Origin of the sequence: Legionella sp. km535 (assembly GCF_003990085.1) — a bacterium.
GTDB lineage: Bacteria > Pseudomonadota > Gammaproteobacteria > Legionellales > Legionellaceae > Legionella > Legionella moravica.
This window is the reverse complement of sequence record NZ_RZGU01000025.1, coordinates 24670-48674: the sequence shown is the minus strand read 5'-3', so window position 1 is coordinate 48674 and position 24005 is coordinate 24670. Positions and strand designations below refer to the sequence as shown.

Below are 24005 nucleotides of genomic sequence, written 5' to 3'. Positions count from 1 at the left end.
AATGATTTTAATGTTTGCAATACCCAATTGCGATACTGTTAAAAAAGCTCGCAAATTCCTGGAACACAATAAAATTGATTACGAGTTTATTGATTTTAAAAAATCGCCACCAACAAAAGAACAAATCGAATCGTGGGGTGATTCTGCTGGTGAACTCCCTATAAACAAAAAAGGAATGACCTACCGAAAATACAAAGAGCAGTTCGAGGTGTTGAATTTATCGGAAAAAATTAATTTTATTATAGCCAATCCATCCCTGATTAAGCGACCTGTTCTGGTCCAAAATGGCAAAACAATTGCATTGGGTTTTAATGAAGATCAGTACAGTGAGTTTCTGAGAACACAGTGACATCAGGCACGCTGGCGGAGCTCTTCAATCTCGTGTGGATTAAATACTAATTTAATTATAATTTCCTATTTTTATTCATTTAAGTCATAATGTATTCATATGGATTATTTTTGTCTCATTCTTTGTCTCTAATTTAGGAAAATTATGATGAATGAATCCGTTAGGAGATTTAGGTATGCATCCCAAAATAACAACCGCACAGAGAGAAATTGTTGAAGCCTTTAACATCAAGCCTAAAAATGGAATCCAAAAAATAAAGGATTTATTAGTGGGTGAGGAAGAGGTTCAGGTTGAAGAGGAAATCGCAGAGTTCTTTATAAAACAAAAACAAAATCTGGATTTAGAGGCTGTTGGTGATTATCTGAGTCTTCCAGATGCTGAAAGTCAGGCTGTTTTAAGTGCTTTTACTCCTAAGCTGGACTTTGGAGGGCAGAGTTTTATCACGGGTCTAAGAACGTTTTTAAAAGCCTTTAAATTGCCAGGGGAAGCTCAGAAAATCGGCAGGTTAGTTGAGAGTTTTAGCCAAACTTTTTGTGAGCAAAATCCAGGGGTATTCATTAATTCAGATGCCGCATATTTGCTATCGTTTCAAGCCATAATGCTCCATACCGATATGCACAATCCCAGTATTGCAGAAAAAAATAAAATGACATTTGAGGCGCTTGTTAAAAATGTAAGGGGTTGTAATGATGGACAAGATTTTGATAGGGCTTTTTTACAGGAAATGTATGATCAGCTTAAAAAAGAACCTTTTGAGCTTAATTTCGTAAAAATTAATCCTGGGTATGAATTTCATTCCAGTATTCTTGGTGATGACCCTACTTTTATCAAACTGGATTTATTGCTTCAGTCTACCGCGAATCCTAAAGGTGTATTTCCACACGTTAGTGCGGATGTTAAGGCCTCTGTGGATAAACCCAGCTCATGGCTTAATGTGTTTACAGGCTATGAAGGTACGCTAACCTTAACGGATGATAGTGCGAAAGCATCAGCTACAATTCAGGTATATAAACCGGGTATCTTGTCTAAATGGTTATTTGGAGAACAACCCAGAATCATCATACAACCGGTGAAGCAAGATGGAATTGAGCATCGGGCGTCAATCGATTTGGCGGCCAAAATAGCAGCTGATTTTCAATCACCAGTGAGCAGTATTAAGGCTACCTATAATAATGATCTGGTTGATTTAATTGACGCCTATGATGCCAGTAAATCTGCTCTCAAAACCGAAGCTTCCAAAGCCTTTGCAAGTACCTGGAAAAGCGAAATAGGAGAAGAACGAGAGGCAATAAAACAGGACGACTCTCAACGCACTCAGATGCAACTTAAATAGAGGCGGGTAGCTATAAGCTGTTTATGAGGACAGGCTCCTCATTCATTCATGTGTGTTAAAAATAATACTGTCTGGAAGCGGTCATTGAAGCGCAGGTTATTCAGAATATTGAATGATGGCTGCTTTAACATCCTGTTCCTGAACGGAGGATGTTCAGGATGTGACACTATTCAGTATCGAATCTGAATAATCATATCGTATTTAAAAGGACAGTAGACAGGATATCTGGTTTCGGTGGTGAACATTGTTCAACGAATTTCTGGTGCAGCCACTTCCTTCTTATATTGGAGAGTGGCTCTTAATCGCTCAATCAATCGACGTTGTTGCCTTATGTTGCGATCTGGATAGATTATCTGGGTTTTGTTTTGTTTTCGGGGAATACTTCATCGAACATCGCAGCCCCACCCGCTGCAATATTCGCCAGTGCATTATGCATTTCAGTGCTCTGATCTCCCGTTTTTGCGCCAAAAAAACTATTTGCACGGTTGGTTGCATTTTCTATTGGCCTACGATTTTTACCTATCTCATGAGCGCCATAAAGAAATGCGACAGTACCGAGAATTGTTGCTGAAAGACCCAGTCGAGTATCTGCCCAGTAGAGTGGTGCCAAGAGCATGTTAGCCAGACTGAGTAAAGTTCCTGCTTTTCCAACTTCATCTGTTGATATGTTACCTCGTGGCATAATGACTCCCTGTATTATTATTTGATCCTCAGAATATTTGAGGGGCTGTTAAATTGCAAGTTTTATCAATGTGATGCGTTTTTGGATGTATTCGTGCTCAGTTCATTATTGCAATCCACAGGCCTGTGGTTTATGGATTCCATCATTTTTATCATTAGTAGAGCGCCTCGGGGTGAAGGCAAATAAGGTTCCGGTTTGACCGTGTATTGGACTGGATTCTTGTAGTTTCGTTAAGCTTGCATCAGGTCGTGAACGATGATTCAAACTGTTTAGAATGTTCGTAGTGGTATCATCAGATGCAGGAGATGCCTTTGTATTATGGGCTTCTGCAGACACAATGTTCTGGTGTTTAAAACGATATAAATTTGCTAGTACAATGGTGGATTCAAGTACCATCAATGCAACACCCAGGACGGGGTTCAAGGCAAAACCTACGGCAACAAACAATCCTGCTGCAACCGCGGTAATTCCTGAATTATAGGCCAGGCTTATAAACAGGTTTTGAAAAATATTATCTTTGGTTTTTTTAGCCACATCAAATGCTGAAGCAATGGGGAATAAGACACCTTGTTGGACTACTATGCCGGCATGCTGCTGCGTAGCGGCATCACCGATACTGGATTGAACTGCGATGCCTATGTTTGAGTAGGCTATCGCTGTAAGATCATTTGCGGCATCACCCACCATCGCGACTTTTTTGCCTGTTGCCTGCAGTTTTTGAATGTAGTCTGATTTTGATTGTTCATTGGGATTAGTCATCACTCCGACTGCATTCGCAGCAATATTCGTTTTGGAAATCCCCAATAAAGTAGCATACCGCTCTGCTGTTACCCTGTCGGCACCGGTACAAATATGTACCGTTTTGCCAAGGCGTTTTAACTGGTTGACTGTTGCAACAGCATCTGGACGCAAAGGGTCGGTTAAGGCAATTTGACCGATTACCGCAGTGCCACGCACAATATAAATAGAACCGTTGTCAGGATTATCAAAAGGCTTGTTGTATTGAGATATTCCATTGGCACTGAGCATGTCTTTATTACCAATGAGGAAGGATTCACCATTAATTATCCCTTTTATTCCGGAGTGATGGCTTTTATCAACAGAAGTAATTTCTAAAGATTCACCTGGGACTATGCCTTGACTATGGATATGCGATTTAATAACTTTAGCTGCAGGGTGATCGGATTCGGCTTCTAATAATGCGACATGGCTCAAAAGTGTTTCATCGGAAATACGCAATGACTCCACAGCAATCTTGCCTTCGGTAAGGGTTCCATTCAGATCAAAAACAATGCTGTCTATATCAGAAGTCGCTTGCAAGGCTTTTCCATTTTTAAAATGAATCCCTTGCTCAGAGGCTTTTTTCATACCAATTTTAACCGCCATGGGAGTAATCAGGCTTAAAGCGCAGGGACATGCGCTGACTAGAACAGAGATAACGCATTGAAGTGCAATCGCGGGGGTAAATAACGTACCGATGACAAGGCCGGATACCAGGGCAACAGCGAGTAAACCAGGGATGAAATAGTATATGACTTGATCCGCAAACAGCTCAACCGGTGCTTTCTCATGGTTCGCTTTACTGATATTTTTTGCGATTAATGAGAGATGAGAATTTTGATAGGTTTTGGAAACACGTAGTTCCAATGAGGGAATGTGGTCTGCCAGGCGCATGCCTGATTTAACTTCATCACCGGCTTTAAAAGTGCGGAGGTTGGGGGAGCCATCGACTCGTGTGGTATAAAGAAGCGCATCCTGTGTTAACACACCATCGACGGGAATTACCTCTCCCTTGTTTACTATAATAATATCGTTGGGAATTAATTGCTTGACTGAAATTTCCTTATCCGTTTCTCCATTTAATTGTACGAATGGAGGCACGCAATCGCGAACATCCAGTTTTTTATTGATTTTATCGATTAGGGTATGCTCAATACCTTCACCTAAATGCCAAAAGCCTAAAACTAATGGGGCTGCCTCAAACATCATCGGTAATCCGGGGACAAACATACTGGCTAAAGAGACGCCCACAATGGTCAAAGTACTTATTGCGTATAAAGTCGTAGTATCCCAATTTAAACTCTGCAAGGTATGCCAGGCTGATTGATAAACAGTGCGACCTAAATAGAAGGTCATTAGTGTAGTAAGCCCGGTTACGACGTAATAGGCCATCATTGGTATATTAAAACTTGCAATAGAGAGGGCAAGTAATCCTATACCCCAAATTAATCCCAAAGTTGCTTTCAGCCAATGATTGTCATGGTGATCATGATCGTGACTATGGCCATGGTGATGACCGTGGTGGTGATTATGGGAGTGAGGGTGCTTGGTCTTTTTCTCGTGTTTTTTAGAATGCTTGGAATGTAATGTTTGTGGTGAATGTGTGTGATCTTTATGTTTTATTTTATTTTCATGCCAAATGGCTTCAGACTCGAACAATTCACTTAAGGTGATTTCTTCTGCCAATAAAAGTTGGTTTACCTGATTTTGAATGGCCTTTTGGTCTTTGGAGGAACTCAATAAACTGATGCTTTTGTTAGTATCAGTGACATTGATTGCAATACGCACTACATCTAATTCTTTCGCTTCAGTCAAAATTCGTTCAATTTTTTGGGGATCGGGAAGTTGGGTATCATCAGAAAGATGGAATCTATAGTTATAATAATACATTGGTTTCCTCTATTTAAATGATTAAAGCGATGTTAAAGGGCACCGTGATCGCTTTAAGTGCATATCAACCTCCAAAGAAGTGTTATAATATAACACTCAATTGTTGAAGAGCAAGTAAGATTAAATAATTTTTAGACACAATATTAAATTTATGTAACTTCCTGCCACGTCATCCCTCATCCTCGCGGCACTTTGAATCTTCTCCACATCTTCAAAATTCAGTCCAGCTCTAAGGTATGGATTCCGCGGTCGATGCCGCGGAAATTCGAAGCATGGCAATTCCTCATATCTCAACCGAATTCCCGCGGCATCGACCGCGGGAACCACTGTGTTTAGCCAATGCTCTGATTAAGAGACAGCGCTGCGCTTGGGATGATGTGGTAGGGGGCTACAAATTTATGTAACCCAATGGTTTTCTTGAATTGATAATTTTTCATTGAAATTATGATAAAATAGTGCGTTCTAATGATTAAACGTAAAGATGGCTAATGAAACATAATTTGTTGGATAGAGCATATAATCATTGTATGAGCCATGGTTACCGATTTACAGAGCCAAGAGAGCGCGTTCTTAAAATATTGGTTGATGAGAGAAAACCTCTCGGAGCTTACGAAATATTGCAGCGCTTGTCTTTGGAAATTGAGAATCCCAAGCCGCCTACAGTCTATCGTGCGATTCAGTTTTGGCATCAGGAGGGATTTATTCACTGTATTGACAGCCTTAAGTCTTATGTCGCCTGTTTGCATGGTCATCACGTGGGGCAGTCTCAATTTCTTATCTGTAATCAATGTGATTTTGTTAAAGAATTGGAATGCGTTATCGATTTTACCTCTGTAACTGAATCGGCTAACGCCATCCAGTTTTCAATTATCAATTGCACTGTAGAAATCAAAGGTCTTTGTGCTGAGTGCACTCTATCGAAACTTAAGAATTAGATTCAAATCACATAAATTTGGATGATTTGCGATTTGCAGTGCAAATCCCAACACACCTCGATATTAATAAGTTGTTTTAGCGTCCATCGGTGAATCATTTTAAATATCCCTGTAGTATATTATGATGTTAAGAGCATGAGCAGCAAAGAACTTATCTTTATTATTAAGGACAAGCATGGGATTGAAAGGGATATTGCTTTTTTTTATATTAGCCAGCGTAATTTATTTTTTTCTCCACCAATCGCCTGCTCATCATATAGGCCCCGTTTTAAATTCTACCGTTCTTGCTTTTGACTACGACGGCAGACACAGCACCGTGACACCCCAAAGCTTGATTGACGGTGACGCGCTGATTTTTTTAAAAGTAGTGCCTAATGAGGATAAGCTTGATATTGTGAGTTCGCTCAAACAGCTGCAGGATTATGATAGTAATAAGAATGGATATATTGCTTTGGATAGCCCTGATTTTAAAGATTATTATTTTGGGCGTTATTTACAATACAAAGACATTCTGGAATACCGCCAATTGAATCAATTAGGTATTGGAGGCATCGCTCTCCAGTACACTGGTAATCAAGTGACCTCGGCACAAGTGATTTTATCGGATAATACTCGTCGTAATCTGTCGAAGGTGAAAATTATTAGCGATGTTTTAGAGCGTGTCCATTTGAAAGAATGTGATGAACAATGCGATCTGCCTCAATAGGATGATCTATTCATCAAGGGTTATCTCAATATCTGGGTAACCTTGATTCACAACAGATCATCACGTTTTATGATTGAAGAGGGTTCGTCTGAATGTCGTAGTTTGTTTATTCATTCCAAATTGAATCACTCAAGTGCTCATCCATACTTTTTCCAGGCGCGCACTCTTTAGAAAAATAGCCATCACTTCGGGTCAAATAATGATTTTTATAGTACTCAAGGGCATTTTTTTTGGCGATGGGCTCTGGCACACCAAGTAGCCTTGCTGTTCGGTAATTTCTTTGCACGGCCTGACATTCTGTTTTGGCTTCATTGTACTCACCACGGGCATGCATGCTTTCGTGAGTCAGAATGTTCAGGCTAATGATTTCTTCTGGACTTGCATGATCCGGATGGGTACGATAGTTCATTAGAATGGAACACCTGGGGTATTGAATGACTATATGCCCTGTTTTGGGATCCGTATGACCTCCTACCCGGGGATCTTCATCGAATAGAGTATCAAACAAGGTGTTACAATGTACCTTTACGAGATGATTGTCGGCTAATTGGCTGGCTATGGCAGTCAATAGTCGTTCTGTTCTCCAGTGTTGAACAGGTGCCCATGCAAATGCGAATGCTAACAGCAATAATACAGTGACATAAGGTTTGAAAACGGGCATGTGACCGTTCAATTCGCGGTAAATTAACCAACAAAAAAAGAGGGAAACCAGGATCCAAAGCATCATGCTCTCTAGGAAGTAGTCACGAGATGTATCAGTGACGTGTCGACTGAACGATACATTATCAAGTATTAAAATACTATTCTATGAAAACAGGTTAAAAAATAGTGCTGTTATATGGACTTAGTATTTTAATGAGATGAAGCTGGGCCAAAATGACCCAGATCAGAATTATAGCTTTAATCAGGATAAAGAGGGTTTAGAGCGGGAGCCAAATAGACCTGAAAATTTGAAATCATTGGGTTTTTCAACAATCATGGAGGCGATGTCATCTAATCGTTGAACCATGTTTTGAATTTCTTCCATGACTGCTTCATCGCGTGCGAGTAGTCGATCCAATAGTTCTTTAAGTCCTTGTTCGTCATTATTAAATCCACTGTACTCTGGATTACTGATTATGAAGGCATCAATGATGAGACCGGTCTTCAAGTTGATGTTCAATGAAAGTACCATGTCCGTGATTATAATGTCTTCTTTTAGGGTTGCCTCGGGCAGCTTGGAGAGATCGATCTTAACTGAAATTAAGGCAGTGAGACTGGTGTAATTGTCTTCACTGTCTTTGTTTGTTGACGTGATTACTGCTTTGATGGATGCTGCATCACCATATTCTTCTTCAGTGTATTCTTTAGCGAGCGTTTCTATTATCTGAACTGCCAGGGGAATCATAGAGTTGATTTGATCCTGCGGCAGTAGTTTGGTGAAATCAACTCCAAGTGAGCCTCTGATCACAGTAGTAGGATTGGTTCCATCTCCATAATTGTAGGCGAGATTATCGAGTTTTAATTCGAATACATTTTGAGAGCCTTTTTTTTGATAAAATGAATTCAGGGTAACTTTGGATGCATGTTCCTGAGTCGTTTCTATTTCCTTGAATGTGAGCTGTGCGGTGGTTGATTCATTTTGGACGGGGCTTAGAATTTTGACTACGTGCAAATTGAGTTGGTCGAGCACATTGTCTGCAAAAGCATTCACTGCAAGAGTAAGACCGAGACCTAAAGAAAGAACGAATTTTTTCATGAATACCTCCTGTAATTTATTTGAGTTGAGCTATGAGTAAAGAGGGCTTGGGTTATAGTGCAACTGACAACAGCCCCTTCTATCATTTAAAAAACAACGAGCGCATAGTGTCACTTTTGCCTTTCCATGTACAGAGAATCCGATCTAAAAATATATCCTGAAAAGAGCTACTAAAATCAGTGCAATTATTAAATAATGGTATTTAAACAGAGACGGTTTCAAATGCATTATGAACAAGGGATATAAAACTATTTTATGGACATAAAATTATCTTTGCCAAAGAGTGCACTTTTAAAAAGAATGAGCTTCTTTCTGTGTCTCTTTTCTTGTGTCTTGAGTTCATTGGCTTGTTTTGCGTCCAATAGTGATGCCGAAATAGCTAAAAAAATCGCTGCTATCGAGAAAAAATCGAATTCGATAATGGGGATCACCGCCATCTATATAGAGAAAAATAAGGTAATATCCCACAATAGTACGAAACGCTTTTTTATGGCAAGTACTATCAAGTTGCCTATTGCGATGGCCTTTTTACACCGGGTTGACCAAAAAAAAGATTCTCTAAATCGAATAGTGAAGCTTGGACTGAGTAATGCCGTGCCAGGTTCCGGAGCGCTGCATCATGCATGTGAGCGAAAAAAAATCAGCATGTCAATGCAGCAAATTCTCAAGTATATGCTTGCTAATAGTGATAACAGCGCAAGCGACACCATTTTGCATACTGTGAATGGACCAGAATATGTTACGAAACGCATGTATGAACTTGGATTCAAGAATATACTAATAAATCGCTCCATTCTCGAGATGTTTATGGATACGAACCATGTGGATCATTCGCTAATGGAAACACCTCGTTCTGTTTATTCCTGGAAAAAAATATTTAATAGTATTCCACTCAAGAATAAAATGTTGGCTTGGAAACGTTTTGAGAATGACAAACGGGATACGACCACACCGGATGAAATGGCAAAATTGCTGGTAAAGCTTTATAAAAAAGAAGCTCTATCTGAGTCCAGCACACAAATACTCATCAAGATTATGGAACAATGCAGAACAGGAAGAAGCAGAATCAAAGGATTACTGCCTGGTAATGTCAAAGTGGCGCACAAGACGGGGACCTGGGCAATTGATGAACAAGATTATTTAAAATATCCTGGTTCTAAAAAACTGTTCCGTTTTGCCAGTGACGTTGGGATCATCACACTGCCTAATAATAAAGGACACATTGCCATTGCAGTATATGTGAAATCGCAGGCAGCCAGTGATTATTCACGGAGTCGTGCTATCGCCCAGGCCAGCCGAGCGATTTATGATCATTTTATGAAAGTGGCTCATAAATAAGCAGAAGAACTCACCGGTTTTGCCTTGATGAGCTCCTCTGCAGTTCATGAACAATAAACGACTGATCAACAGAAAGGCGCGATGACCTCAGTTGAGCATTTCTGGGCTAAATAGTTTTCCATTAATAAACAACTGTTGATTCTCAATCTTGATATCAACAATATAATAATTCCCTTCCACCTTTAAAAGACCTTTATTAATATAGTTCTTTATGATGGCGTCTGCCTGGGCTTCCGGATTGACTGTGCCATTTACTGGGTCTGAAGTAGTTGAGGATTCAGGTACGGGATCTCGAGTTGTTGTTGGTTGTGTTTGTCCATTGGATTGTGCCTGATTAGTAGATGAATTACCTTCCAATGATGCGGTGATGAGCGCTTTTACAGTAGCAGCGGGCGCTTTAAATTGCCCTTCTCCATGCGCTTTTTGCATGATTTGTGCCGCATCACTGATGTCGCTTTGGGGCAAAACTATATTTAGCCTGCCGGTGATTGTCCCATCCGGTACAGTTAAATACATCTCGGATAAATCAAGCTCCGATCCTTTAGACAGCAGTTTAGGCAAATCAGCAAGCAAGGCCAGCATATTTAACTCTGGATGTTGATTATTTTCCAGCATGGTCCATTGCAATTTATTGATGTCAGCCATTGCGGATGGATCCAGATTTTTAATGCTTAACTTGAAGGAGCCTGGGCCGTAAGTATTATTATTGATACTTAATTTTTTAAGATTTATATCGGCGTTGTAGTTTAATAACTTATTGCTGATATCAGAGCCTAAACTCAAGTCAAATGCGTCCATTTCAACTACTTTGGCATTATCGGCAGTTAGGGTAAAATAAGGAACTGATAAATGAGTTTGGCCTATCCACAAGCCTTCAGTATAGTAAAATTTAAATTCATTGCGCACTTTGCCCAGTTTAAAGGAAACATTAGCGGCATCTCCATTGAATCCATAAGCCTTCCAATAACCTTTAACTTTTTCAATATCCGGTGATATTTTAAGTTCGGCGGTTAAACCCAGCCATTCAAATTGATAATCCTGAGGCCCTGTTTTGCCCTTGGTAAGAATAGAAGGTAGTGAGTATCTGAAAATCGTATTGTTACAATAACTGATTAACGCACCATAGCGAGTTTGTGGTTTGGTTGTCACATACCCTAATCCAAAACGCAGCCCTGAGTCGGTAAAGATAAATGGCCCGTGGTCAACCATTAGTGGAAACTTAATATTCAAATCGACAGGAGGATTGTTTTTTGTCATTCCACTTTCATCTTTTACTTGTTGGGCGGGTACATGCATTTCGAGTACCAGATTAGCTCGTGATGAGAACCAGCCACGTTGGTATTGATCCAGATAAATGCTTGCCACAGATGTTTTATGAATTGCATGAATATTTTTGTTGAGTGTACGTTCTACCATGAATCCCATTATGTAATAAGCGATGAGAATCAGAATTAATAAGGAAATAAGCAATCCAGTCCATTTTTTCATTATTGCTCTTAGTGAAGGTACATGGTTATTATTTAGTCTAAAATATTGATTTTGTAAAATGAGCGGTAAATTGTTTGCTCAATTGCAAACACGTCCTAAGGTATTCATAAAATCAGGGGCTGTTGACCTTTTATTATGTTCAAGCCTACTTTCCGCGACTTGTTCGCGGAATCGATAGATCTTGCGCAAAACAAGAATATATTGCGCCTAGAAAGATTGAATTGGATCCCGCGAACAAGTCGCGGGACGTCGAAACTTGAATTGTCAGCAGACCCTAAGATTTACAATTATTTCATCCTGAGTTCTTGTGATACACTAGGATCTGTTAACGATTCACTTTTTCTATTATTCGCAAACACCTGCGTACCGAGGCTTGAAAGCGGTATCCTTAAGATGTACTGGATGACGTGGACAAGAAGCTCCGCGCAGGGGTTGGACCATTTTAAACAGACACTAATTCAAATTATGAAAATTATTCCATTGCTCTCCTTTTTTATTAGTACCTTGGGGTATGCGTTCTCATGCCATGATCCTCAGGTCATACATCAAAAACCAATTCAATTTGGCAAGGAGCGTATTGCGTTAACACGTGAGTATCAATTAACTCATTACGGGATTGATTCTCAATCAATTGAAATCGAGCCTCAAATGATCGTAGTCCATTGGACCTGCATTCCTTCATTAGATGTGACTTTTCGGATATTTGATTCGTCGAAGTTACCCTCCAGTTCCCCACGACGAAGTGACTTGCCGGGGGATTTAAATGTTTCAAGTCATTTTGTGGTGGATAAAGATGGCAGTATCTATCAGCTTATGCCTGAAACCTGGATGGCCCGGCATGTTATTGGTCTCAACCATTATGCAATAGGTATAGAAAATATTGGCGGTGTGGATGGAAAAGATGATTTAACTCCAGAACAAGTGAAAGCGAATGCATTTCTGGTGTGTTATTTAAAGAAAAAATATCCGACTATTCACTATGTAATAGGCCATAATGAGTACCTTAACTATAAAAATACTCCTCTATGGCTTGAAAAAGATCCAACATACCAAACCGATAAAACTGATCCAGGCCCAACATTTGTTAAAAGGGTAATTCAGTTAACTCAAAAATGATTCGCTCGATGTTATAGGTATTTTTTGTTTAAGCATGGATTTTGCAATTAGGCGTTAGAGGATAACGCGGAACAAAGGGACAAAAACAATGTACGCTTTTAATCGCACCGGTGTTCACTTTATACGTTTTTTAAAGTCCATATTCTTTTTTTTGAGTTTTATTGGGCATTTAAGCCACAGTATTAAAAATATTATAACCCGACATTTGACCATTTCCTGGCAGAATGTATGGAAAATATTGTATTACTCAGGTGTTTCTCTGGTACTGCCATTAATCATCATTTGTGCTTTAATGACCATGTCTTTATCCATTAACAGTTATACGATTTTAAGGAATTTCAACCTACAGGATAAAGCGTTATCAATAGCACAAACAATCCTGATTCAGGACGTTCTTCCCATCATTATCGGCTTTGTTCTCTGTGTTCAGGTCTCTTTGAATATTATCAATGCTCGCATCAAAATTACCAAATTGCAGCGCACTCCTCAGGACGTGATCCTGGAATACATACTGCCAATTATTATTGGGGTGAATAGTACAGGGTTATTATTGTATACCTATTTGATCATCATTATTTTTTTTAGTATGTACCTTACCTTCCATAATTTTTTTAATATGAGTAACTATATTTTTTTTATGGATTTGGAACGGACAACTACCTTGTTGGCTTTTTTCTATTCAGTTGCTAAAACTTTGTTGTATTGCTCCATTGTCAGTTTTACTGCAGGATATTACTATTATATGGTGGCCACCAGGCATGTTCCGTTGAGAAAAGCCGTTTCGCGAATTTTAACTCGAGGGTCGTTGTGGTTAACTATAAGTAGTGTTTCAATTATTTTTATCGATCTATAGGGACTTGGATGCGATCCGAAAAATTTTATACCTCAATTGGTGTGTTCGTCGTTGGTGCATTTATCCTGATGATATTGGCAGTCGTATTTTTTTATCAAGAATACGTCCATTCTCAATCTCAAATGTACGTCATGTTTTTTAAAGGCTCTTTAAAAGGTCTAAACTCGACTACGCCTGTTACATACCGTGGGGTTAAAATTGGTGAAGTAAAGCTGATTGAAATTACTGAAAACAGAGCGATGAATAAGGTCAGAATACCCGTTTATGTTCAATTTTTTGTTGAAAAAAAATTGGGATTTACCCAAAATCCAATTCATTTGCTAATGAAGAATGGTTATGTTGCTCAAGTATCCACGCCTAATTTTATTACGGGTAACGCTGAAATTGAATTGGTGAAACCCGATACTCATACGCCTTCAAAAGATATATTCTTTAATGATTATCCTGTATTTCCTACTCGGAGCCGTGTTGAAAAATCGACTACACTCGATGACTCCATCAAATCCGCTAAAATGTCCTTTGATGCATTCAGGAAACTGGTTACTTCTGACGAGGTGAAAGTTCTGATCAATTCAGTGAATCATATGAGTGACAGTATGTCTGTTTTGGCAATGAGAATGGATAGAAATCTACCTCCAGCCCTGGCTTATTTTAATTTAACCATGCAAAAAATTGCTGATGCAGCCGCATCAACTCAAAATTTGACGGATTATTTGTCACGCAATCCGGAATCATTGCTGCGAGGTAAACGGTGAAACAGAGTCGGTTCATTATTCTTTTGGCATTGGGATTCATTTTATGTGCTTGTGGGCGAAGTAAGCAGCCAGAGTATTACATGTTAAATCCTATTCCCGCGAAGTCGGCTCCTGTTGATCGCCATGCTTTTTTGACTGTTGGCATTGAACCCATCCATAATCCTGCGTTTACAGAAAAACCTCAGTTAATGATCTATGACGGTTTAAATCGGGTGCAATTGGAAGAATTTCATCAATGGGCGGAATCATTGGATAAAAACATTAAGGGGGTTATCAAGGCTAATTTAAATACGCTTATCCCCGGCCTGGTCATGGAAGATGCGCCCTGGGATATTGAATTCAAGCCAGATTATAATCTGCAAATTGATATATCTGAATTCAAAATTGACGTGTTTGGTAACAGCAGTTTACGTGGCAGCTATTCTATATCAAGACAGGATCGGGTCATTAAAAAATATGATCGTTACTATCATCTAAAAATACCGGCAGTCAGTATAGATGCTTTAGTCCAGAGCATGAATGCAAATTTAAATGCGTTTAGCCGGGATATGGCAAAATCATTAATTGCTTTGAAATATAACAGATAAAACATTTTTAAATAGAGGTCGTTTTAATGCAAAAATACCTGCTCGCTTGTTTTGGTGATTATGGTAGCAGCCTGCGTCATAAAATTACAGGTATATACGTTGGACTTATTCTGTATCATGTCATAGTATGGCTATGGGCATTTTATGCTCTACATAATAATCTGCTTTTGTTTAGTACGGCTGTTTTGGCTTATACCTTTGGTTTAAGGCATGCTGTGGATGCTGATCATATTGCCGCTATTGATAATGTGACACGTAAATTGATGCAGGAAGGTAAAAAGCCTGTAGCTGCAGGGTTATTCTTTTCTCTTGGCCATTCTACAGTGGTTGTACTCGCGACAATTGGGGTTGCCTTGACGACGGCAACACTCATGCAAAGTAATATAAACCGATGGCATGAAATCGGAAGTATCGTTTGTGTCTCTATTTCGTCCTTGTTTTTAATAATAATTGCCCTCATGAATCTTTTAATTTTTATTTCTATTTTTAAGGTGTTTCAGCACGTCAGGAGAGGCAATCATTATCATGAAGAGGACGTTAATAATTTATTGAACAGCAAGGGGTTTTTAGCCAGGCGATTTCGCCGTCTCTACCAGATGATCAGTCACAGCTGGCACATGTATCCTTTGGGTTTTTTATTTGGGCTTGGATTTGATACGGCAACTGAAATTATCTTACTGGGAATTACTGCATCAGAAATAGTACATGGTTTATCCTTTTGGTCCGTATTAATTTTTCCTGCACTGTTCACTGCCGGTATGACTTTAATAGATACTACTGACAGCATGCTTATGGTCGGTGCTTACGGCTGGGCTTTTATGAAACCAATACGCAAGATTTATTACAATTTAACGATCACTTTGATTTCGATTTTAGTAGCCTTTGGTCTGGGAGCAATAGAAGTACTTGGATTGATCGCGAATAAAATTGAGGCGAAGGGTATTGTTTGGAATTTAATCAAAGACATGAACAGCCATCTTGATATTTTAGGCTATGTTATCATAGGCGTTTTTATGGCCAGCTGGGTCATTTCTGTAATGATTTATAATGTCATGCAACTGGATAAGCTGGAATTAAAAGAGCAAGATAAGAGGCTCTCGTAGCAGGATGATACTGATGTGTTCGGAGTATTTTTCATCGCTTGCTATTTAGGCGCTCATACTTTATTGTAATTTCAATAAGTTAAAGGGATGTTGGGTTCTTTCTCAATAAACCTTTGAATTTCGTTATCCTGAATGCAGTAACAGATTTCCCAATGCAGACACTATTCTGGCTTCAAAAGAGATCTCACTTCGCTCGAGAAGACGTTTTTCAGGGGGATTGTGACAGCACATTATTTGAGGCTATTGAATGAAAAAAATGGATTTAAGAGATTCCCTGATGATGGTGATCTCAATATTTGCTTTATGTCTTACTAAACCACTAAGTGCAGAGTCCGTCAGTCAGTCAAAATCATCCCCACCCACGCGTGAAATGATGCATAACTATTGGTCATCATCTAATGAACATGGCTCCTGGTTTGCTGGTGTTGGTGCAGGGCTAATGAAACCCAGTATTCCTGCAGGATTTTCGATAAATAATGGCTCCGATTTTGATATGCCTTATAATATGGATGTTTATTCAGCGAACTGGTCTGATCCTTATATTGTTTCAGCAATGTTGGGACGAATGTGGCAACGCCCCGGCCTCTTTATACCTGGCTATGCCTTAGGCCTGCGTTATCAACATTTCTTTGCTAAAGACATTACTGGTCTGGTCATGCAGTACTCGTTGCCTGAGTTTATCAATTATGAGTACAACCTGGGTGTTCGCATTAATACTTTATCTGTTTATACCAAGCTGGATCTGGTGAAGTTGGGTCGAGTCCTGCCTTATTTGACTGGTGGTATTGGATTATCAAGTAATCATTCAGAGATTTATGAAGAAAAACCACTTCCAGGCATCGTTCCTAGAGACAACCCTTCTTTTGCAGCTCGGACTAAATCACAATTCACTTATGATTTGGGATTGGGGGTTGATGTTTTGATTAATCCTCAAGTCATTCTCTCGCTTGGCTATGCTTATCAATATTTTGGAACATTCAATACCGGATATGGCCAAAGAGCAGAGTGGACTTCACAACGAATAGACCTGGGTAAATTAACTGCCAATACTGTTCTTCTTGAATTGACCTATCTTTTTGATAAAAAAGAACATAACGAATTTATTAAATAGTGTGAATTGAATAGGTCTAATCTTTATCAATTCATGTAATAATCAAGTAGCCTAGTGGAGCTGAAATGAATCAAACAGGCATAATATGTGCTTTCTTTTTAATGATCAATCAGGTTTGTGCCGATAACCCCGTAATTTATACTCTTGATGCTCCTTTCCCTGCTCAGGTTTCTACGATCGGTGGATCGGTTACTGCTACGTATACTTTTTCAAATAATCTTCCCTTCACTTTCAAAAAACCTTTTCAGGTTAGCGCGAAATTGTGTCCGGCTTTTAGCGAAGGGTGTACTGCCAATGCCGATGAATTCATTTTTATTGATCAATGTTCAGGAAAAAAATTACAGCCCAGGGAGCATTGTACTTATAGTGTTTCTTTATCAGCTAAGACTACGGGGCAAAAGACAGTACAGGTAAGTTATGGTGGGTATGACAATAATGTGGTTACTATTAGACCTCCATTGACTACTGATGCACAATCAACTTCTGCAGGAGTTTTGGGTACCATCAATTACCCATCAGCGAATCCCTTGCCCAGTAGAGGATTTACTAATACTGATTATATTGCAACATTTACTTTTACTAATTTCTCAGCATCAGAGATTCGTTTTACCCAGCGTATTTTACAAAATAATGATCCCCTGCATCCCAATTTTTTAATCACCAGCAATACCTGCTCCCCATCTGGAACAACAGGAACCTTGGCCAGTGGAGCACAATGTCAAATTACCGGTACGTTCAATTCTGCCAGCAACGGTTTATTTACTTTATCTGCTGAATTAATCGGTACAATCAGTTCAAATCGGTTGACCACCTCAACTAATGTGCAGGCGCCTTCTTTTAATCAATTAATAGGCGTCGACTACAACCCCAATCACTATACCAACTCGTATCCATTTAATTTTCATGATGTTTTTTATACCGGAACATTAAATAATCCGGCTGCGACAAACGTCTATGCCGAATTACAACAGCTTCAAAATGCAGGATTTACTACCGTAAGGTCCTATCAAACAGAACCATACAGTTGGATTGATATTATTAAACAGGCGAATGCCCTTGGGATGCAGGTTATTTATGAGGCGGTGATCCCGCAACTACCCAGTGATACCAATTATCCCGGATGTCCGGTAGGTGTTGGCGCTTTAAATTATATTCCATGTGCCCAGCAAACACTGCAAGCCGTAGTTAATGAAGTTACTCCGGCAGTATTTGACAGTACAGTCAGCCTTGTTTTTGCTGGCCATGAAAATTATTGTGAGGCGGGAAATACAACCCCTCCTTGTAATAATCCCATGGTTTCAAATGTTGCTTATTTAACTTCTGCTGTGATGGATTTACAAACAACAATTGCAGGCTTGGGATTGAGTACACCAGTGAGTTCTGCTCTGATCAGCGGTAATTTGGTAACTCCCAGCCCCGCGATTAGCGCAGACATGCAAACCTTAATTACCCAATATTCTGCTAACGCCCCTTTAGGTTTTGATCCTTATCCTTTTCAATGGGGCGTTTCTCCGGCAAATGCGGGAGTATGGACTCCTCCACTAAGTACTACTAGCCAACCAACCAATTCATTAGCCTGGGATTACATTCAGGTTGTTGGATCAGCTAATCCACCAGCATTACCTGCTGCTCCAGGACAGCCATTTTATACTCCGGGTCGAGTGCTTTTAATGGCTGAAACAGGATGGGCTACTGCTGGGACAACGAACGGTTATGCATGCAATTCTCCAGGCCCATGTGCTCCATCCGTTGCAAACGCGACAACGTATTTCCAAACGCTTTATCAAATGAGCACCAGTAATTTCGTTAATACTTCGGGGTACTCTAATGGCGTGCTGGCTTTTGAAGCTTATGATGAGCCAGCGAAACCAGGTCCGACAGCGGAACAGAACTACGGTCTGTTTGATTCCAATTGCAATCAAAAGGCCGCGGGTTTGGTTCCCAATAATACCCTGGTTTCTGCAACGGGTTGTCAGGGATACATCAATGGAACACTATTAACCATTAATGGTACTATTCCTCCTTCGCCACAGCCGGCATTTAATGTGCAAATTTCCTATACATCAGGGCAATATCCAAATATTAATGTCACTATTCCTGCGAACAATGGGACAGCTCCCAATATATCTACCGTCACGCCATGGCCTCAATTTTTAATCTATCAAGGGGCAAATATTAAAGTGACCTCAACTACCAGTAGTCAGGTGTGTACGACTACCGCTACAGCAGTTACGGCATCACCTGCTTCCATTACTTTTTCACCCGTAGTATGCAGTACGACCACGAGCAGCATGGGATGCTTTGGTTTGGGTTGTCAAATTTCAAATCCTTATTAAATAGTGCATGGATTGAATGGGAGTTCACATGCAGGCAAAGGAGTCAATTTTTGATTCCTTTGCACTCAATTGGTGTATTTATGCCGAGTTTTCTCATTAGTAGGCAACGTCTCTGAAGTTTTTTAAACATTGTCTTAAAAAACTTCAGGGGCGTTACCTAAATTAATTACGGAACTTGGCAACATGCCCTGGTTAAGGCTCCACAATTAATTCTATTTCGTTGTCTTCATCTATTGCAATTTTGTGAGGTATATTAAAAAGGGATGTATTCGGAAGTTTTTCACGCACTCGCCTTATTGCATGCCGCAAAGTGACCGAGTCATTGAACAGGTTTGTATGGGCACATTTATTGGGTTTACTAAACTCCGGATTAATGTAGAGTTCTCCCGTCATGGTCACATTGTCTTTATGCTGACTCCAAAAACGGAGTAAGGACTGCATCCCCGTATTTTTGATTCGTTCTGCGGGTTGCTTTTGTTCCAGTACTTGAAAAATACACTTACAGCGCCAGAGAGTGTGATCAAGAGACGCTGCCTGATGCAGTTGTTGCTCTAAAAAGGAGCGTAAATGATAATTATTTTTTTGCAGCCTCGATAACCATTGGCCTATGGCGTTGCTCATTAATAAAGGATTTTGAATTTTTTCCTGAGCAAATACATTTACCTGATCCAGTCTTGAATTGATCGCGGCATTCATACTCATGTTGAGAAAGTTTTTAAGCAGGGTTTTTGCTTCGGTCACCTTTGATTTATGCGCTTTATCATTAAGGCGCAGATAGTGTTCCAGCCTGTTTTTAATTGCTGTCGCTGTTTCATAAAATAAATCCAGTCCTTCATTAGTATTCAGAGATTGATAAACGATTGGCAATCTGTTCAGAGGCGCATTTAAATCATGAAACGCTGTCAGTTTATCGGCGAGGAGACTGGTAATATCGTGTACTTCATCATCGGATAAGAGTTGGTGTTTTAATTCTCTTTCTGCAAATTTTGCCCATTTATTATGAGCCTTTTCTTTTATACTGCTTCCATGTTCTTTACAACGCTGATCAACCCGGCAAAGGTTCAATAACTGTTTTATGTGTTCTGGTTCTTCAATCAGGGAGGCCATTGAACGTATGTTCAGTAAAAGAGTTTTTTGGTTTTCGTTTAATATGTAGTCATCCAGCACCTGCGTATTATTTGCAGTGAGTAAATGATGCAGCGGCCATTTAATGGTGTCAGGCATTATCAAAATCGTCTGTTCCAGTGTCAGGGGCGTTAATTCTGCAGTGAGCTGTTCCAGGTGATGATTAAAGAGCAGAGTCAGTATCCACTGTTCATCAAATACGTTCAGGATGAAGTTTTGAACTTTTTGGATAAATTGATCTCTTCGTTGTAACACTTTCTGGATGGCACCGTTAAATTTAAATAATTGGATATAATTGAGTTTGTTTTCCAGAGGTGTGTGTTGATATAGGGTGACAATATGATTAAGAACATCGCTCTGTTTAGCATTAAGTGAACAACTGGAAATTATCTGTTTGCATACCGGTTTAGGCTGGGCTGAAAAACGGGGGTTAGTGATGCATTGATATACTGCCTGAATCAGATTGTTGTTTATAACTCCGTTATATCGATGTAGAAGAGTAGATAATTCATTATCCTCAGATGGGTTTAACACCGGCGCAAAAAATGAATTCCACTCTTCCTCTGTCAGTGGGAAATCGTTTAGTAGCTGTTGATTGCAAACAGTTAAATCCACTGGGCGGAGGTGTGGGTATAGTACATGAATCAGAGTTCTGGCGTAGGCTATTACCGAATTCTTTTTAGCATCAAGAGGTTTTGATTTTCCTAATAAACTCAGCAGATAATCACGAGATTCTGCGGATGCCTTACTTTTTGTATTTAATTCATTCGCTGGCGCGGCTGGAAGGGTCAATGGATTTTCAATGCTTTTAATGGATTTTCTTTTAAAGTGGGTCAATTGCCAACTAAAAAAATCGCAGAGCATGTGAACAGGTGTCGTAGTTGTTTGCCATAATCCAATAATAATGCCGTGCCAGAATAACCCCTCTAAAGCCCCTTTTAAAGCCCATAAAGGTTTTAATGGGTCATGACGATGTGCGGCTGCAGTTTGTCTCGCCCGATTAAAGGTCTCATAAATGGGATTGTGGATGAACGCGAATAGATGATATTTATGCATGATTTGTAGACCTGCACCCAAACGCTTTGCACTCCAGTCGATGAACCGATCATGTGTTTGTGGCTCTCCCTGTGGCGTACCATCCGGGTCACGATAATATGAAGGAAAATTATAGTCGTGCATTTGTCCGTAATCGCGGGCTACAGTCTTTGAGGGTCCTCCGTGTTTTAGCGCGGCATAGAGCATTCCTGGCGTTTGTTTTCTCGACAAATTGTCCTGTTTACTCCGTTTCAGGTTATCAAAATAGGCGGTTATTGCTTTGGTCTTTAATAAAGGATTGACATGCAGTCTTGCTTGCCTGGCTAGTTCCTGAGCCAGCTCTTCAGAAGGTTGGGGATAGAAATATGAGGTAATATCCCGTAAAAAGCTCAGTATTTGTTCATATCGATACATGGCCTCAGGAGATACTTCGACTGGTTTGGTGACCGTAAGGTCGCGGATCAGCTTGTCACATTTGGCACGATTTATTGGGTAAAATGTATCTTTGGAATGAATGAACGCCAAATATCCCTGCTTGAATTGTTGATCATCACGGCCGATGTCGTACAGGCTGTAAATCAGGTTTTTGACCAGGCTGAACAGTATTTTTTGGCACTCTGAAAAATTTCGCTCTTTATTGGCAAGTGCGCTGATGAGTTGCTGGTGCTTTTCGGCAAGATAATCGCTGCAAAATTGCGGCAATGCAGGAGGTTGCTTTTGAGGATCAGGTAAAAATCGTGTTTTAATGAGATCATAAGCGGTCTTGAAGGTGGGGCAATATTCCATCATGCGAGCTGATTGCAACATACGAACAACGAATGAAGCACAGAGTTCATTAGGTTGATTAAAATAGCGATCAAAATTCTTGGGGATTACTCCGATAAAAGGCAAATAATCATCATTATCTCCGCGGATTACCTGGCCATAATATGCATCTTCCAGAAATTGATCGGGGGCAATAGGATCATAAACAATGTGTCCTCTAACGTTTCGATACATTGATTGTGCAAATTGCATTTGCAGCGGCCCCAAGGGATTGCCTGCATAGCAGACTTTGGATTGTTCGCTATAGGTCGTATTTTTAGGAAATGCCTGGACGTCCAGAGTACCTGCTCGACGGTACATCGGGGTTTGCTTTTCCTCTCCATTTCGGCCTTTAAAATAAGTGCCTTGTTTGCTCGGTATTAAAAAACTGTCAATTTCGATTAAGCCACTTTCGTTTGCTTTGACCACATGTTGTTTTTTGTATTTTGGATAACGCTCATTTTCGAAGTAGGAGGGTTCCGGAAGAAGATCAGTTACCAGGTTATCGATTAGCGCATTGTATACAACTTCACTATATTCAGATGGTTGCAATTGACTCATATAATCAAAATCAGTGATGAGCGATTGAAGCTCAAATTGTACACCAATAGCAGCATTCATTTTGGCTTCGGAAGGGCCTTGTCGATGAAGGCTGAGGTGTTTGAATCGTCGTCCCCAATCCGCCTTGGATTCCCTGAATTTAAAAGCATAGGCACCAGCCTCGTTGGACAGGTTGACTGTTCCATCCCAATTTGCCCCAATGCCCAAAGCCAGCCCTGGATTGACTTGAAATCCTTGTAATAACTCAAAGAGATATTGTGAGAGAATAGCGATTTCAGATGCGCCTGGATTGAATTCTTCATCAGTAAAATGCAGCAGGGTTTGATTGAGTACGGTATTAATTTTTTCGGGACTTAAAAAACTGATCGGTTCTTTTAAAAAGGGATTTACCAACAAGTCTTTGGAGCAGTCATTTTTGTTTTTTGGGATAAACTCAACTCCGAGTTGCGCTAATGTGGTTTCCAACCATAACTGAAATGATGGAGTGGGCCATACATCCATTCGATGAGACAGCTGACGTCGAACAAGAACATGCAACTGGTCCAAAGGAATGAAACGCGGGGGATATTTGACCTGAGCATCAAAATGACCGCCAAATTTCATCCCAAAAGCGTTAAGTAATAAAAAATTTGTTTCAGTATCCAGACGTCCGGCTCCGTTAAAATTGTAACTGTATTCTGGAATAAACGGGCTTTTGATACTGGATTTAGCATCTTGGGGTAAATCAGCAACCTCCACAGGCGTTCTAATGGGTTCTATTGAGGAAGACGGCACAACTGGCTCAGATGAAGAAGCTGCTAATGGAATATGTCCCCTGTTCATCACATCTACTGGTGATGTTTTTGACCATCCAGCCAGCATTCCTATTAATTGCCATAATGATTCATTATCACAATTTAATTGCCAAAAGGAATCACTGTCACGATAAAAGCCTTGCTCCTTAATCGCGCTAAGAATTGCCTTGTAATGTTCTTCAATATTGGTTTCCGAGAGATCCTCAATCTCGTTTCTGTGATAGGCTTCAATAATGTCATTAAATTTCTGAATGGTTTGATTAATAACGCGGCTGTGTTTAGGAAACTCACTTAACACGATGGGGAGCCTGTATTGAAATAAGGCATTAACATTAAAATTGCCTTCCAATTCTAAAGTCAGGGAGGCTAAGCGTCTCGCCAAATCTTTACTGTTCAGTGGCTCTGGTATGTTGAGACGGATGCTTAATTCATTGAGCTCATCACGATTCGGGCAGAGCATATTCAGCAGCGGATATGCTTGCGCTAAAACAGCTTCCTCGTTTATTAGCTGACCAAGAAACTCATGAGGAAGCGAATGTTTTAATTTGTTAAAGCCCTCATTGGGTAAAAAATTTGGCATAAAAGC

At 39.9% G+C, this 24005-nt stretch carries 18 protein-coding genes; 12 read left to right on the top strand and 6 right to left on the bottom strand.

The features are described 5' to 3' along the window. Window position 1: 1 nt before the first annotated feature. Together ELY21_RS13340 and ralF are read left to right on the top strand one after the other, a co-directional pair. On the top strand, window positions 2–349 hold the full coding sequence (locus ELY21_RS13340) for an arsenate reductase family protein (RefSeq protein WP_127110236.1): 348 nt from the start codon (window positions 2–4) through the stop codon (window positions 347–349). A 151-nt stretch (window positions 350–500) separates the two neighbouring features. Further along, window positions 501–1682 (top strand): T4SS guanine nucleotide exchange effector RalF, encoded by a 1182-nt coding sequence (gene ralF, locus ELY21_RS13335; protein ID WP_233588718.1) that lies wholly within the window; start codon window positions 501–503, stop codon window positions 1680–1682. Window positions 1683–2031: 349 nt separating this feature from the next. Here ralF and ELY21_RS13330 read toward each other — a convergent pair whose 3' ends face one another. Together ELY21_RS13330 and ELY21_RS13325 are read right to left on the bottom strand one after the other, a co-directional pair. Continuing rightward, window positions 2032–2364, bottom strand: coding sequence for a hypothetical protein (locus tag ELY21_RS13330; RefSeq protein ID WP_028385385.1), 333 nt, complete (start codon window positions 2362–2364; stop codon window positions 2032–2034). A 105-nt stretch (window positions 2365–2469) separates the two neighbouring features. Next, on the bottom strand, window positions 2470–5034 hold the full coding sequence (locus ELY21_RS13325) for a cation-translocating P-type ATPase (protein ID WP_127110234.1): 2565 nt from the start codon (window positions 5032–5034) through the stop codon (window positions 2470–2472). A gap of 488 nt (window positions 5035–5522) precedes the next feature. On the opposite strand from ELY21_RS13325, the gene ELY21_RS13320 reads away from it, so the two are divergent. Beyond that, a complete protein-coding gene (locus tag ELY21_RS13320; protein WP_127110232.1) occupies window positions 5523–5969 on the top strand; it encodes a Fur family transcriptional regulator in 447 nt (148 codons plus the stop codon). Window positions 5970–6144: 175 nt separating this feature from the next. Further along, a complete protein-coding gene (locus ELY21_RS13315) occupies window positions 6145–6675 on the top strand; it encodes a hypothetical protein (protein WP_127110230.1) in 531 nt (176 codons plus the stop codon). A gap of 106 nt (window positions 6676–6781) precedes the next feature. On the opposite strand, the gene ELY21_RS13310 is transcribed toward ELY21_RS13315, so the two are convergent. Together ELY21_RS13310 and ELY21_RS13305 are read right to left on the bottom strand one after the other, a co-directional pair. Then, the gene (locus ELY21_RS13310; protein WP_233588717.1) at window positions 6782–7336 is read right to left on the bottom strand and encodes a hypothetical protein; all 555 of its coding nucleotides are present in this window, start codon (window positions 7334–7336) and stop codon (window positions 6782–6784) included. 243 nt (window positions 7337–7579) lie between these two features. After that, window positions 7580–8413 carry a hypothetical protein gene (locus tag ELY21_RS13305; protein WP_199741718.1) on the bottom strand — a complete coding sequence of 278 codons (834 nt, stop codon included), beginning with the start codon at window positions 8411–8413 and terminating at the stop codon, window positions 7580–7582. 255 nt (window positions 8414–8668) lie between these two features. On the opposite strand from ELY21_RS13305, the gene bla reads away from it, so the two are divergent. After that, window positions 8669–9751 carry a class A beta-lactamase gene (gene bla / locus ELY21_RS13300; protein WP_233588716.1) on the top strand — a complete coding sequence of 361 codons (1083 nt, stop codon included), beginning with the start codon at window positions 8669–8671 and terminating at the stop codon, window positions 9749–9751. An 87-nt stretch (window positions 9752–9838) separates the two neighbouring features. Here the strand turns inward: bla and ELY21_RS13295 are convergent, their stop codons facing one another. Continuing rightward, complete coding sequence (locus tag ELY21_RS13295) at window positions 9839–11239, bottom strand: YdgA family protein (protein ID WP_127110228.1); 1401 nt, start codon at window positions 11237–11239, stop codon at window positions 9839–9841. Window positions 11240–11704: 465 nt separating this feature from the next. Here ELY21_RS13295 and ELY21_RS13290 point away from each other — a divergent pair, with 465 nt between their 5' ends. From ELY21_RS13290 to ELY21_RS13260, 7 genes are all read left to right on the top strand, one after another. Further along, a complete protein-coding gene (locus tag ELY21_RS13290) occupies window positions 11705–12355 on the top strand; it encodes an N-acetylmuramoyl-L-alanine amidase (RefSeq protein WP_127110226.1) in 651 nt (216 codons plus the stop codon). Window positions 12356–12443: 88 nt separating this feature from the next. Continuing rightward, window positions 12444–13208: an ABC transporter permease gene (locus ELY21_RS13285; protein ID WP_127110224.1), complete on the top strand. Its 765-nt coding sequence runs from the start codon at window positions 12444–12446 to the stop codon at window positions 13206–13208. An 8-nt stretch (window positions 13209–13216) separates the two neighbouring features. Further along, on the top strand, window positions 13217–13963 hold the full coding sequence (locus ELY21_RS13280; RefSeq protein ID WP_127110222.1) for an MlaD family protein: 747 nt from the start codon (window positions 13217–13219) through the stop codon (window positions 13961–13963). An 80-nt stretch (window positions 13964–14043) separates the two neighbouring features. Then, on the top strand, window positions 14044–14550 hold the full coding sequence (locus tag ELY21_RS13275; RefSeq protein ID WP_127110220.1) for a membrane integrity-associated transporter subunit PqiC: 507 nt from the start codon (window positions 14044–14046) through the stop codon (window positions 14548–14550). A 26-nt stretch (window positions 14551–14576) separates the two neighbouring features. Beyond that, window positions 14577–15653 (top strand): HoxN/HupN/NixA family nickel/cobalt transporter, encoded by a 1077-nt coding sequence (locus tag ELY21_RS13270; RefSeq protein ID WP_127110218.1) that lies wholly within the window; start codon window positions 14577–14579, stop codon window positions 15651–15653. A 247-nt stretch (window positions 15654–15900) separates the two neighbouring features. Further along, on the top strand, window positions 15901–16764 hold the full coding sequence (locus tag ELY21_RS13265) for an outer membrane protein (protein ID WP_127110216.1): 864 nt from the start codon (window positions 15901–15903) through the stop codon (window positions 16762–16764). Between the two features lie 65 nt (window positions 16765–16829). Continuing rightward, the gene (locus tag ELY21_RS13260) at window positions 16830–19100 is read left to right on the top strand and encodes a glycosyl hydrolase family 17 protein (protein ID WP_127110214.1); all 2271 of its coding nucleotides are present in this window, start codon (window positions 16830–16832) and stop codon (window positions 19098–19100) included. A gap of 192 nt (window positions 19101–19292) precedes the next feature. Here ELY21_RS13260 and ELY21_RS13255 read toward each other — a convergent pair whose 3' ends face one another. Continuing rightward, a complete protein-coding gene (locus tag ELY21_RS13255) occupies window positions 19293–23999 on the bottom strand; it encodes a hypothetical protein (RefSeq protein WP_127110212.1) in 4707 nt (1568 codons plus the stop codon). Window positions 24000–24005 lie beyond the last annotated feature (6 nt).